Annotated in this window: 10 protein-coding genes and 3 pseudogenes; 3 read left to right on the top strand and 10 right to left on the bottom strand. The window is 69.3% G+C overall.

Annotation, left to right across the window (positions count from 1 at the left end; translation table 11 throughout):
* Positions 1-51 precede the first annotated feature (51 nt).
* The 10 genes and pseudogenes from ABTY59_RS31400 to ABTY59_RS31360 form a co-directional block, all read right to left on the bottom strand.
* Positions 52-783: a GAF and ANTAR domain-containing protein gene (locus ABTY59_RS31400; RefSeq protein ID WP_352022470.1), complete on the bottom strand. Its 732-nt coding sequence runs from the start codon at positions 781-783 to the stop codon at positions 52-54.
* 49 nt (positions 784-832) lie between these two features.
* Positions 833-1,588 (bottom strand): GAF and ANTAR domain-containing protein, encoded by a 756-nt coding sequence (locus ABTY59_RS31395; RefSeq protein ID WP_352022469.1) that lies wholly within the window; start codon positions 1,586-1,588, stop codon positions 833-835.
* A gap of 92 nt (positions 1,589-1,680) precedes the next feature.
* Complete coding sequence (locus ABTY59_RS31390; protein ID WP_352022468.1) at positions 1,681-2,136, bottom strand: hypothetical protein; 456 nt, start codon at positions 2,134-2,136, stop codon at positions 1,681-1,683.
* A 467-nt stretch (positions 2,137-2,603) separates the two neighbouring features.
* The gene (locus tag ABTY59_RS31385) at positions 2,604-3,608 is read right to left on the bottom strand and encodes a PHP domain-containing protein (protein ID WP_352022467.1); all 1,005 of its coding nucleotides are present in this window, start codon (positions 3,606-3,608) and stop codon (positions 2,604-2,606) included.
* Positions 3,605-3,952, bottom strand: a pseudogene (locus ABTY59_RS31380) (SDR family oxidoreductase); the annotation flags it as partial. The gene ABTY59_RS31385 and the pseudogene ABTY59_RS31380, both read right to left, overlap by 4 nt.
* 353 nt (positions 3,953-4,305) lie before the next feature.
* The gene (locus ABTY59_RS31375; RefSeq protein ID WP_352022465.1) at positions 4,306-4,620 is read right to left on the bottom strand and encodes an STAS domain-containing protein; all 315 of its coding nucleotides are present in this window, start codon (positions 4,618-4,620) and stop codon (positions 4,306-4,308) included.
* Positions 4,621-5,863: 1,243 nt separating this feature from the next.
* Positions 5,864-6,187, bottom strand: a complete 324-nt coding sequence (locus ABTY59_RS31370; protein WP_352022464.1) for a hypothetical protein — start codon at positions 6,185-6,187, stop codon at positions 5,864-5,866.
* An 8-nt stretch (positions 6,188-6,195) separates the two neighbouring features.
* Positions 6,196-7,031, bottom strand: a pseudogene (locus ABTY59_RS31365) (IS5 family transposase).
* A gap of 338 nt (positions 7,032-7,369) precedes the next feature.
* Positions 7,370-7,552 (bottom strand): annotated as a pseudogene (locus ABTY59_RS37700) (hypothetical protein); the annotation flags it as partial.
* Between the two features lie 111 nt (positions 7,553-7,663).
* Positions 7,664-8,152, bottom strand: a complete 489-nt coding sequence (locus ABTY59_RS31360) for a GNAT family N-acetyltransferase (RefSeq protein WP_352022463.1) — start codon at positions 8,150-8,152, stop codon at positions 7,664-7,666.
* 630 nt (positions 8,153-8,782) lie between these two features.
* Between ABTY59_RS31360 and ABTY59_RS31355 the strand changes: the two genes are divergently transcribed.
* Genes ABTY59_RS31355 through ABTY59_RS31345 form a run of 3 tightly spaced genes read left to right on the top strand, consistent with a single transcriptional unit; the run spans position 8,783 to position 12,863 of the window.
* Entirely contained in the window at positions 8,783-9,802 is a 1,020-nt protein-coding gene (locus tag ABTY59_RS31355) for an RBBP9/YdeN family alpha/beta hydrolase (RefSeq protein WP_352022462.1), read from the top strand.
* Entirely contained in the window at positions 9,799-11,793 is a 1,995-nt protein-coding gene (locus tag ABTY59_RS31350; protein WP_352022461.1) for a VMAP-C domain-containing protein, read from the top strand. The genes ABTY59_RS31355 and ABTY59_RS31350 overlap by 4 nt, the downstream gene beginning before the upstream one ends.
* Positions 11,790-12,863, top strand: a complete 1,074-nt coding sequence (locus ABTY59_RS31345; protein ID WP_352022460.1) for an AAA family ATPase — start codon at positions 11,790-11,792, stop codon at positions 12,861-12,863. Before ABTY59_RS31350 ends, ABTY59_RS31345 begins: the two co-directional genes overlap by 4 nt.
* Positions 12,864-12,865 lie beyond the last annotated feature (2 nt).

The raw sequence follows: 12,865 nt of genomic DNA, 5'->3' as shown, positions 1-12,865 counted from the left end.
CGACAAGCGTCAGGGTCCTGCGTGAGGAGACCTGAATGGGCGGCCGCTGAGTCAGGGCGGGGGAGCCAGTACCGCGTCCGGCGTGAGCCGCCGCCGCACCAGGTCCTCGGCAACCTCGGCGGGCCGCTGGTGGCGGGCGACCGCGTAGGCCCGCAGACGCTGTCCGGCTTCGGCGGGGGTGATGTGGGCGGTGGCTGCGACCATGCCGGCAGCGATGTCCAGGACACCCTTCACGGAAAGGGCTGCCTGTGTGCGGGTGACGATGTCGTAGGGCCGCAGGGGCTCACGGTTCCACGTCAGCACGGACGTCGTGGTGGTGCTGACGAGCGCCTGGAGGAGGCGTCCGTCCTGGGGCGAGAGCGGAGTGGGGGTCCGGGCGAGGAGGTTGAGCGCGCCGATGGTCTGGCTGCGCAGCTGCAGGGGGAAGCTGTGGGCGGCTGAGAAGCCGGCGGCCCGGGCGAGGGGGGTGAAGACAGGCCAGCGCTGCCCACTTTCCGCCAGGTCGTCGGCGTGAACGGGCTCTCCGGTCGCGTACGCGTCGACGCAGGGGCCTTCGGAGACCTGGGCCTGGAGCACCTCGGTCAGCTCGACACGTTCCTCCGTGACGACGGCCGACTGCAGGCGGCCGCGGGCGTTGGCGAGCATGACGCCGGCCGCGTCCATGCTGGTCAGGTGTACGCAGTGGTCGACCAGGCGGCGCAGGAGCGTGATGGGATCCACGTCGTCGGCGACGGTGTCGGTGAGGCTGACGAACGCCTCGGTGATCGCCTGCTCGCGGTTCATGTCTGTCGTCACCGTCTTCTTCGCTCCGGTCCGGCCCCGCGGGGAGAACCTAGTCATCGAACCTGACCCTTCCGGCAAGGACGTCACGCGCCGCCTCGGTGACGCTCTGCCCCCGGCTGAAGGCGTGAGCCCGCAGGCGGGCCAGGGCGTGCTGCGGGTTCAGACCGAGGAACACCATGATCATGCCGGTGGCCTGGTGGACCTCCTCATGGTCGCTTTCGGCCGCGTCCAGCCAGGCTGCCTCGCCACCCGGCGCTTCCTCGGCCTGGAGGGCCAGCAGCGCGGTGGTGATCGCGTCGGCGGCCGGGAAGGCGAAGGAACGGTCCCGTTCGGAGAGCGGACCGGGGCGGTTGCGGTAGAGATCGAGCGTCCCCACCGCCAGGCCGGCCAACGCAAGGGGGATCGAGAACGCCGCCCGTACTCCGAGTGCGACGGCCTGCTGGGCGAAGACCGGCCAGCGGCGCGCGTCCTTGCCGACCGCCAGATCCTCGGCAAGAACCGGTGCCGTCAACGCAAGAGCACTCTGGCACGGGCCGTCGCCGAGCGTGTACTGGGCTTCGGCGAGCCGTCCCGCAACCGGATCGCTGGACCACCACAGCATCTGAGCCTCATTGTCCCCGGCCAGCGACACCGAGGCGCCGGTGATGTCGAGCAGGTCAACGCACGCCCGGCACAGCGCCGCCGGAGCGTCGATGGCGGCAGTCCCCGTCATCGAGTCCGCGAGGGCCTGTGACAACCGCTTGAGGTCCTCAACGCCGAATGGCGGACCCGCATCCTCGGGGAAGGCTGCATCGTCATCCCCCACGGCACCTCACCTCCCGCGTGGCCGCCTGCTCTTTCATTCTCGCCCACCCGCTACCCCCTGAACGTCCCGCGACACCGCAGGCACGAGGTTCTTCAGGAGCAGGGGTGCGCGTGGTGACGGGCCTGCCGGATCCCCGCTGCCTGATGTACGAGCGCTCGCGCCCCGAGGACCCGTTGCAGCTGCCGCACCAGTGCTTCGTCGGCAAGGGGGCCGAGGGCGTCGGTTCTGGCGTGGTCGACCGGGGCGGCGCGCAACGCAGCGCCTTCGGGCGGACGCGTCTTCGGCCGGCGGTTGCGGGGAGTGAGGATCACCAGTGTGATCTCCAGCCCGGCTGCCCACCGGTCGATTGCGGCCAGGGCATCCGCAGGAACTGGGTGCGGAGCGCAATCGAGGTCCAGCACCAAAGAGTCCACGCCGCTGCCGATCCCCGCCAGGGCCTGGATCAGGCTCCTCAGGGATGCCGGACCTCCCGTCCGGTCCGTCCGCGCGCACAGCGTCACCACCGCCACGGAACCGTAGAGGTGCACCTGCACGGCGTAGGACTTCACAGGCTCCCCCTTGCGCGGGGTACCAGCCTGAAAGCATCAGGATGCAGCCGAAAGCTGCGTCGCGGGGCACGGTCCGCTCGGGCGGCTCGTGTCCATGTCCGGCGATCAAAGCCACCAGGGCACCACACACATGCCGCAATCCGTACGCAAACGACGGCGGAGCCTCAAGCGACGGAACCACAACGGTCCATCTCCTCCACCATCCCACATTTCGGAAGTGCTTCCTGGATCCCCGGATGAACCGGGCCCGGAAATCGAACGATGGGCACCTGGGGTTACCCCAGCGGAGCATTCTCGCTGTTCAGCAAGGCCGGCCAGGAGCACGATGGCGGCCTGCTGGGCCTGGGCCTGGGCCCCGGGCCTCAGCCAGGGCCCGGCTGAATGCGCCAGGGGCGGGCGGTGGGCGAGAACGCGGTCAGCAGCCCCAGAAGCCTCCAACCGGGACGGCGCGCGGGGCATGGGGTGTCTCACTGCCTACCGCCTCTGGCCGCCAGCAGCCGTTCGAGTGGCCACGTGGTGATCAGCCGGTCCGCGCCCAGGCCGATCCTTGCCGCGCGTGCGTAGCCCGAGCTCTGCCAGTGCAGCTGTTCGGGGGCGTGGGCGTCGGTGTCCACGGCGAAGAGGCAGCCCGCGGCGGCGGCCAACAGCAGCAGATCATCCGGAGGGTCGCGCCGCTCGGGCCTGCAGTTGATCTCCACGGCGGTGCCGGCCTGCGCGCACGCGGCGAACACGGCCTGCGCGTCGAAGCGGGACTGCGGGCGGCCCCGGCCGGTGACGATCCGCCCCGTGCAGTGTCCCAGGACGTCGACGCGCGGGTTGCGCACCGCGGCCACCATACGGGCGGTCATCGGTTCGGGCTCCGAGCGGAGCTTGGAGTGCACGGAGGCCACGACCACGTCGAGCTGGTCGAGCAGCTCTTCCTCCTGGTCGAGGGAGCCGTCGTCGAGGATGTCGCACTCGATGCCGGTGAGAAGTCGGAAATCCGGGCCCATCCGGGAGTTCACGGCGGTCACGGCCGCCAACTGGCGCCTCAGCCGGTCCGGGCTCAGCCCGCGGGCGATCGTCAGTCGTGGCGAGTGGTCGGTCAGAACGGCCCACTGGTGGCCCATCGCAGACCGGGCCGCCTCGGCCATGGCCTCGATCGGGCTGCCCCCGTCCGACCAGTCGGAGTGGACGTGACAGTCTCCGGTGCTCACGGCCGCGAGGTCCCAGCCGGCCCGGGCTTCAGGGCCGGATTCGGCTTCCAGACGGGCGAGATAGTCCGGGACCGCCCCGGCCGATGCCTGGGCGATCACGTCGGCGGTGACCGGTCCCACGCCGCGCAGGCGCACGGCCTGGGCGGCGTCCACCGGACCCGCCGGCAGGTCGCGGACGGCGTCGGCTGCCGTGTGGAAGGCCCGTACCCGGTACGGGGACGCGCCGCGCCACTCGAGGAGGAAGGCGATCTTCCGCAGGGCTTCGTCCGGGTTCATGGCAGCGGCGTTCCGCCGGTGGCGTGGACGATCTCGCCGGTGATGGAGGTGACTTGGCCGGACGCGAGGAGGACGTACGCGGGTGCCGGCTCCGCCGGCTGCGCAGACCGTCCCAGGGGTGACTGCTCGCCGAAACACGTAGGGTCGGGCATCGTCGCGGGGTTGAGGGGTGTCCAGACCGGTACAGGCGCGACGACTATGACCCGGATACCGCGCTCGGCGAGCATCCGCACCAGGTTGTGGGCGAAGGAGATGATCGCAGACTTGATCACGGCGAAGTCGAGGAGGTGCGGGGTGGGCTGGTAACCCCGCACGGAAGCGGTGCTGATCGCCGAGGCGCCGGCGAGCTGCCGGGCGAGCTCGAAGCCGATCCCACGGGACACGCCGGTCACTACCGTGAGCTCTCGGTCCTCAGTCACGTTCCGCGCCTACCCGTCCTGGGCAAACCATGTACAGGCGTCTGCGTCGCCTTCAGCGGCGCATGGCGTGGCTGGCCCGCGAGACCTCGCCCCAAGCCGCAGACGGCCTGCACCGCTGCCTCGTCTTCTCCGGATGAAGGGCCCGCCAGGCGGGCCGCCCGGCTGAGGCTCTGCGGGGGCCAGCCATGCAGTGACGTCTGCCTGGGCGTGGTGTGCGGGACACAGACGGCCACCACGGAACGCACGACCGTCGGCTCGTACGGTCTCTCGCCGCGGTTTCAAGTGGTCGCTCGGACGTCGAAGAGGTTCTCCAGGCCGGCCATCTCCAGCAAGCGCTGGAACTGGTCGGGCAGGGGACCGCCCAAGACCAGGCGGCGTCTGTTGCGCAGCCAGATCAGGAGGTTCAGCAGGGAGGAGTCGGCGAATTCGACGTGTGTGACGTCGATGAGCAGCACGTCGGCCATGGAGGCGGCGGGTTCGGCGCACGCGTCGGCGACCAAGGCGACGGTGTCCATGTCGAACTCGCCGGTGCACACGATCGTGCACTCTCCGTCCACGACGGGCAGAGCCGAAACCGTAGTCGTCGTTTCCATACCCGTCTCCCTTCCGGGCTGAGGAACCGAGCCGAACCAGCTGTTTCCGCAGGTGGCAGGACGACACCGGCCGGGGCAGCAAACCTGACCTGACAACGACGCTACGCCCCCTGCCCTCCCAACGAAACCGCTCCCTAAACGAAGCCTGGACCGGCCGCCAGGGGGTAGTCGCCGGTCAGCCGCTTCGGCGAAACGGAGGTCCCGAAATGCGCGGGCACACCGACGGCCGAGAACTCCACCAGGTGGGGACCGGCAGGCGTCAGCTCACGAACAAGGAGTTCACCGCCTTGATGGAAGAGGCCCGTGCCGAAGCGCGGCGTCACCGCGTGGGGTGTCCGCCGACGAGAGAGCGCGACTTCACGCTCCGTACGCAGCACGCCGAATTCGGGGCGGCGGCACATTGACCAGCCAGCTGGGAGCGGGCACGGGGGTTCGGACGCCCATCGAGGACCTGGTACGAGACGCCGAGCGCCGGATCCACGACGGAACCTGGGTCCCGACCCCCGGTGACCGCACCGTCGCCCAGAAGGCCGCCGCAGGCCTGCTCGCCGCCGTCCGAGCCCCCCTGTCCCAGGAGGCCCTGCCGGAGGTCGACCGGTTGGCCCGCCTCCGTGAAGCACTCGCGGCTCTGGCCTTGGCCCTCGCGCACGTTCATGGGCGTCTGGCTTGGTTCCTCGGCGCGGCGGTCACCGCACTCGCCCCGATCCTCCAATGGCGCGCCCTGCCCGTCGACGACGGCCCCCCACTTCGGCGCCGTCCAGCCGACCCTGCAGCAGTTCACGGAAGCCGAGGACGCGGTCCGTCGGCTGCAGATCATCCTCGCCCGCATGGCCACTGCCTGACGCCCGCTACGTACAGGGGGGACTAGCGAGAGGACTCCGTCGACCACCGCGACCGGGTGCTGCTCGCCGTCCCCGCAGCCATGACTGGGACCACCGCCGGCCCAGTACGAACCGGACGACCTCGGCGCCGCCATGAGGCCCACCGTGTCCCTGCCTATCGACGCCGCCCGGTTGACGGAGGCCATGAGCCAGGAGGCCGCCGGGCAGGCTGCTCAGAACGTCAACGCCAACGTCTGCGAGGTCACCGCACCGGTCGGAGTTCTTCGGCATGGGAGTACGGCTGCTGCTGTTGCAACGCGGGTTCTGGCTCAGGTTCCGTGGTGCGGCCACGTTGAGTGAGCGGATCACCTCGCGGTTGGCCGATCCTTAGGGAGAGAACGAACCTCGGGTTAGATGTCATCTCATTTGGCGGCTACGTGTGGGGAATCCGCGACAAGTTGAGCCATCTCGCGCAGGCGGTGCCAGTACTCAGGGGCGTCCGCTTCGCCAAGCACAGGTATGACCCGGTCCAGGCGGGTGATGCAGCGAAGCAGAATGCTTCGACCCCGCGCTTCGAGCTCGCCATCGTTCTTGATCCACGTGAAAACACAGCCTGCGGTGTCCGAGTCCAGCATCACCAGGTCGAAGCCGGCCCGGTCCGCTCCGGCCAGCTTGGGAGGAAACGGCAGCTCCATGAACCCTTGGTACAGGCGTGATACGGCCTCAACCGCAGTCTCTTCGCTCACGCGGACCATCATGGCGCAGCTTTCACAACGCCTGGAGTCGCCTTGAGACTGCGGTAGCAGATGAGCGTGCAGGTGATGTTGGTGAAGGCGAGGACGTGGTCGGCTTTGCGTTCGTAGCGTCGGTGGAGGCGTCGGCAGCCGGCGAGCCAGGCCATGGTGCGTTCGATGGTCCAGCGGTGACGGCCCAGCCGTTGCGAGGACTCGATGCCCTTGCGGGCGATGCGGTGGGTGATGCCCCGTTCACGTAACTATCGCCGCAGATAAGAGTAGTCGTAGACCTTGTCGGCGTGGAGCTCGCCCGGCTTGCGTCGCCGGGGCCCGCGGCGGGAGCGGATCGGCGGTATGCCTTTCACCAGCGGGATCAGGGCCTGACTGTCGTGGAGGTTCGCCGCCGAGATCCCGACAGAGATGGGCAGACCGGTCCGCTCGGTGATCAGGTGGATCTTCGAGCCGTATTTTCCCCGGTCGACAGGATGTGGACCTGCCAGGTCCCCCTTTTCGGGGCCTGCATGTTCACCGAGTCGATCGCGCAGCGGGACCAGTCCAGCTCGCCTCGGGATGCGAGCTCGTCGAGGACCAGGCGGTAGAGCTTGGCCCACCGTCTGGCCTTCGTCCACTCCGAGAAGCGCCGGTGGGCTGTCGCTCCCGATGGTCCGAACGACGCGGAGGGCAGCTGCTGCCACGTGCAGCCCGATGTGGCCACGAACACGATCGCGGCCAGCACCTCTCGGTCACCATGCCGGCGCCGACCACCACCCTGGGGCCGCGAAGTGGCCTCCGGCACCACCCGCTGGAACAACTCCCACAACTCGTCAGGCACCAGCCGCTCAACAATCCCCACCACAGACCGCAGCCTACCGATCCAGCCAAATGAGGTGAGCACTTAGGGATCGAGAGCTTCTCCTGCCGGCCCGGCATCGAGGGCGCCCACGAGAAGGGCGGCGTCGAGGGCCGGATCGGCTACTTCCGCCGCAACCACTTCGCGCCGGTTCCTTCTCTGAGCTACGGGTTGGTTCCTTCCGAATGAGCTGTCGGGCTCAGCCATACCGGCAGGGAGCCAGCACCGACCCAATGATCGTCAGCACATCTTCCCGATCTTCATTGCTCGCACCCGCTCGCCGGCCCGCGGCCGGACGGCAGAGGACCCCGCCCGCGCCGGTGACCTGATCCCCGGGGATCGGCTCAACGACTATCGCTGACCACGGAACAGGCTCCGGCCGGCGGAGTCGCCCGCGCCCGCCAGCTCAGGGGCTGCTGTTCGGCTCGGGCTCGGGCTGCCGCCCGGCGGCTGGAGCCGGTTCCAGTCTCGATGAGGTTGCCGCCGAACGTGAGGCCGTCGTTCGGATCGACCACTTTCCGCAGCCAGAACACACAGAGGGCCGGTCTGTGAGGGTAGGCGCCGCGGTTGGCCATGGTGTCCTCCACATCACCTTGGCGCTCAGCCAGACAACCGGCGGCAGGACGCCCGTTGTTCGGTTACATGGGGAACGAGAGCAGACGCACCGTGCCGGCCGGCCAGTCCTCATTCCCGTGCAGCGGCGTCCACATGCTTTGCAGCGGCATGATCACGGGGCCATGGTGCTGTTCGACATGGACCTCCTGGTTCAGAACTCGCCAGCCGAGTCGCTGGTAGAGGGGAACGAGCGGTGGCCGGCAGAAGAGAAGCCCGTACTGGGGGCCCATCGTCTGGGCGTACTCGAGGGCAGCCGCCAGGACCTGGCGTGCGAGCCCGCGCCCGCGCACGTCTGGCGCGACGGCCACCCCGCCGACACCCACCACCTCGGTCTCAACGGCTCCGATTGACACGGGCAATCTGAGCAGTCCTGCATGCGCCACGAGCCGACCGCTCAGCTTGATGCCGAAATGATCTTCCTTGGGCAGCCAGGTCAAGCCGGTGTCAACGACGCTGAAGGGATCCGCGCTGTCACCGAGGATTTCAGTCTGCTCGGTCTTCGTGTATCGCATGAGGCGCACCGCTGTCGGCGATGCGGATGACAAGTGCTCCATTCCAGCATGATCTTGCTTCAGCGGGCCGTTGGCCAACCGCGAAGCTCGAAATGGCCGAACTGGCTGGCCAGTCGTATGTCCGGTCCCGAATGAGCTGGGCCAGGGCTGATGGTTGTCGGGGTTCGAACGTGCCTGCGCGCCGCGGCCGGGGATCCACGAGTGTGTGGACCGGTTGAATCAGCGTGTCACTGCTCTACGGCGCAAGTACAGTACGGGATCACGCCACTGATCCGGGGTCGCGCAAGAGCGTGCCGCCCTCCCGGCCCGATGCCGAGGTCGTGTGACCTATGGAGCCGACCGGCCGATGCACCCGCCTCGATCGCCTTATCATCTGCCTGGGGACGCTATGCGGCGTGGAGCGGGGAGTTGGTGGACGTGCGGTTCGTCTGGGTTCACGGAACGGGTGTGCGCCGAGAGCGGCACGATCATCTCTTCGGGCTGGTCAGAGCAGGGCTCGCCGCGCGCTTCCCCCAGGCGGAGATCACTTCCTGCTACTGGGGTGACGACCACGGTGCGACGCTGGCTTCGTCGGGCGCCTCGGTTCCCCCTCCCCGGACGGGGCGGGCGGGCGGCGGTTCCCTGGCCACCGTGCCGCCGACGGAGCTCGCCGTGGCCGAGTGGCAGCTGCTGGTGACAGACCCCCTGTGCGAGCTGCGGTTGCTGCCCGAGCTGGGGACCGACGACGCGGCCCTGGGCATGCCCGGGGTACGGTCCGCGGGCGCCGGGGTCGCTGACCTCATGGCCGGCCTGCCGCGTCGCCCGGCCGACGACGATGAGCTGGGCGAGCTCCTGAAGAGCACCTGTCTGGTCGGGGCGTACGCCGAGACGCTGGATCTCGTCGCGCGCTCGGAGGAGTTCGAAGCGGCATGTGCCGCCGCTTCCCACCAGGCGGAGGCACGTGAGGTGGCGGCTGCGGCGGCCCGCGCCGTCGTCGCGCAACTGCTCGCCGAAGCAGCGGAGTCAGCCCTCTGCACGGGGGACGAACGCGACCGGATCGTCGACATCCTGACGAGCCGTCTCGGCGGCACCGGCCGTGGCGCCGTGGGCCGGGCGGGCGGTGTGCTGCTCCGCCTCGGGATGCGCCTCACGACCCAGCCGGCTCTCAACCACTGGCGAGGACCGCTCACCACCCGTTCAGTTCCCGCCGTCGGCGACATCCTGCGCTACCAGGCACGGGGAGGCCCCCTCAGGGACAGCCTCACCCGGCACATCACGGCTGCGGACGAGCCGACCGTCGTCCTGGGACACAGTCTGGGCGGCATCGCCCTGGTCGACGTCCTGGCCCTCGCCGCGATCCGCCAGGAACCCCTGAGCAACGTGCGGCTCCTCGTGACGATCGGATCCCAAGCGCCGTTCCTCCACGAGCTCGGTGCTCTCACCGGACTTCCGCCCAGTGCGTCGCTGCCGCCTGGCTTTCCGCGCTGGCTCAACATCTATGACCGGGCGGATCTTCTGGCCTACCTGGCCGAGCCGGTCTTCCCCGCGCCGTCCCGGGTGGCCGACCACGAGGTGGTCAGCCGCCAGCCCTTCCCCGTGTGCCACAGTGCCTACTGGAAGCTCGACGCGGTGTACGACCGGATCGCGAAGGAGATCGAGGAGCTCGGGTGACGGGATCGTTCACGCCGCGCGTCGATCTCGTACCGGAGCGCGTCCATGCCCTGGTAGTGGGCGTCGAGACCTACGAGGTGAGCCCCCAGTGGGATCTTCCTGGAGCCGGCCGCGACGCCGTACGGTTCGCGGACTGGCTGACAGGCACCGCCGGAGTCCCCCTGGACAACGTACGGCTTCTGCTGTCCCCGCCCGCCCGGTCGGCTGACGGGCCTTCGGGGCTTCCGTACGCGACCAGGGACGCGACGCGGGAGAACGTGAGCACCGTCATGTTCGACGAACTGCCGCACTGCGAGGGGGACCTCCTGTGGATCTACTGGGCGGGACACGGCTACATCGACACGGGTGACCGCCTGCTGCTTCCCTGCCAGAACGCCACCGCGAACCTGACCCGCCATTTCAACCTCGGCTCGGCACTGCACTGGTGGCGCTCCGATGCCATCAAGCGCGGCCAGTTCCCCTTTCAGATCGCCATCACCGATGCCTGCCGGATCGATGCCGCCGCCCAGCCGGGCCTGAACTTCGGGACCGGGGACTCCTACGGAGGAAAGAGGACCGACCCGGACCGGCGGCAGTTCGTCCTGTACGCCAGTCGGCGCGGCGAGGTCGCCGCGAACATGGCCGAGCGCGGTGCGGGACAGTTCACCGACAAGCTGCTGCAGCGGCTCGCCGGTGTCGGCCTCGCCGAGGCGGTCTGGAATCTGGACGGCATCGCGCGTCAGGTCGTGGCCGACTTCGCCGAGGACCGCGAGGCCGGGCTGGCCTGGCAGCACCCCGAGTTCACCCATGAGCGGGGCTGGGACGGACTGCCGATCTTCGGACAGTCCTGGCCCGATCAGGGGCAGCGGAACCAGGCACCCTGTCTGGACCAGCAGGCGTGGAACGAGCTGGGCGACCTGCTCAGAGACCTGGAGCTGCCGTCGTTCACCTACGACGCGTACCGGTGGGCGTTCGAGATCAGCGGCTGCGTGCCGCCGGTCACGCGGGCCCTGCCCTCGACCGACCTGGTCGACATCGCTCGCGATCTCGACCGGCGGAACGGCGGCACCAGCCGCATGGCCCTCACCCTGCCCTTCGTACGCCACCTGGCCCGCACGAGCTGCGATGCGGCCTGGGCCAAGCAGGCCGACATGTGGGTGGACGCCACCGTCGTGAGAACGGGCATGGACCCCGTCCCGCCCGCACCGGGACTTCCCACCGAGAAGCCCACCCTGCATCTGAGACTCGCCGGTGACCCCCAGGACGACGCTCTGTTCTGGGCGCGTCTGTGGATCCACAAGGCAGAGGGGGCCTTCGAGAGTATCTGGGAGTCCCAGCGAGCGATCACGTTGAGCGAAGTCCGTGACCGGATGGCCCAGGAGATCAACGCGATGACGACCGGCGCTGACCGGGCGCAGTGTGGATTCGGCCGGATCGAATTCGATGTCCCGTACGCGCTGCTCGACGAGGAGTTCGAGCGGTGGAAGCTGCCGATCGGGCGTCCCGGGCGTCCACCGCGCGAGCTCGGTCACCATTACGAGGTCGTGCTGCGCTGCCTGGACGAGCGGGTCGGCGTGGCCGCTGATTCCTGGCGCAGGAAGTGGGACTGGTTCAAGGCCCACGGCGGACAGAACTCCCGGGCCATGCGGCGCCTGGGCGACGAGGACATCAACGCGACGCTCGACCTCGTGCTCACGCAGGAGGCCTCGCCCGTATGCGTCATCGCCGAGGTCTCGGACACGCGGGTCGCGGACACCATCGACGCCATCCTCGACGCGGGCATGCCGATCGCCGTCTGGCCCCGTGCCCGGACACAGCCCGGCACGGATGTCACGGAGAACGCCGTGAGCCACGTCGACGACGTGTGGGCGCTGCCCAGGAACGTGCGCGACGGACGCATCGCCGCGCAGCGCCGGCCCCTCGCCCTGCTGTGGGACGACCCGGATCGCATACCCGACAATCGCTTCGCAGTCGTGGCGTACGGGGCTCAGGAAGGGACGACGAAAGCATGAAGCACTGGTGGATCTACCAGGGTCCGGGAGACTGCGATGCCAGGCTCGCCAGACTCGCCGCACAGGAACCGCCATGGCGAACGTTCCACGGCGTCCCCGATGACGACTACGCCCGGCCGGGTGAGGAGAACGCCGCCTGGAAGGACACGCTGCGGCGCGGCGCGGGGTACGTTCCGGACCAGGCGGAGAAGGAGGCCGTCAACACCGCCCTCTACCTTCGCCGTCCGCTTCTCATCACCGGCAAGCCCGGCGTGGGTAAATCGACGCTCGCGCACAGCGTCGCGGCAGACCTCGGTCTCGGCCCCGTGCTGCACTGGCCCGTGACGAGCCGTACGACCCTGCGCGACGGCCTCTACCACTACGACGCGCTGGGCAGACTCCACGACGCCAATCTGCGCTCCCTGAGCACGCGGTCCGCGGCTTCGGAGCGCGAGGACGTCCCGCTCGGCAGCACCCTCGCCGCCGGCACCTCGGACATCGCCCCGTACCTTCGGCTGGGCCCCCTCGGCACCGCGCTGCTGCCGGGCAGGAAGCCACGGGTGCTTCTGGTCGACGAGATCGACAAGAGCGACATCGATCTGCCCGGTGACCTGCTCACGGTCTTCGAAGAGGGGTCCTTCGAGATCCCCGAACTGGCGCGCGTCGCCCAACAGCACCCCTCCGTGCGCATCGGCACGGCCGACGACGCCAAGGCCGGGGCGCTCGTGGAGGACGGCCGTGTCCAATGCCGGTCCTTCCCCGTCGTCCTGCTCACGAGCAACGGCGAACGCGACTTCCCCGCCCCCTTCCTACGGCGTTGCATCCGGTTGCACCTGGAGCCGCCGAGCCAGGACAAGCTCGTGCGCATCGTGCGTCAACGTCTCGGTCTGACGGAGAAGGACGACAGCACCTACGCGGACCTGGTGGCGGACTTCCTCGCCCGGAGGCAGGACGGCGACCTGGCGACCGACCAGCTCCTCAACGCCGTCCAGCTCCGCCTGAGCGGTACCTGGACCGATCCCGAGGACCGCAGCCGCTTCCTGGCCACTGTGCTGCAGCAGCTCAACGGGCCGGCCGATCCAAGAGGGTGATG

It is taken from the genome of Streptomyces sp. NPDC096079, assembly GCF_040303145.1.
Taxonomy (GTDB): domain Bacteria; phylum Actinomycetota; class Actinomycetes; order Streptomycetales; family Streptomycetaceae; genus Streptomyces.
This window is presented reverse-complemented; position numbering and strand designations above follow the sequence as displayed.

Bases quoted from the DNA above. Each gene is read 5' to 3' on its own strand.
- ABTY59_RS31345 (WP_352022460.1), top strand. From the start codon at position 11,790: ATGAAGCACTGGTGGATCTACCAGGGTCCGGGAGACTGCGATGCCAGG.
- ABTY59_RS31375 (WP_352022465.1), bottom strand. From the start codon at position 4,620: ATGGAAACGACGACTACGGTTTCGGCTCTGCCCGTCGTGGACGGAGAG.
- ABTY59_RS31385 (WP_352022467.1), bottom strand. From the start codon at position 3,608: ATGAACCCGGACGAAGCCCTGCGGAAGATCGCCTTCCTCCTCGAGTGG.
- ABTY59_RS31360 (WP_352022463.1), bottom strand. From the start codon at position 8,152: ATGCGATACACGAAGACCGAGCAGACTGAAATCCTCGGTGACAGCGCG.
- ABTY59_RS31400 (WP_352022470.1), bottom strand. From the start codon at position 783: ATGAACCGCGAGCAGGCGATCACCGAGGCGTTCGTCAGCCTCACCGAC.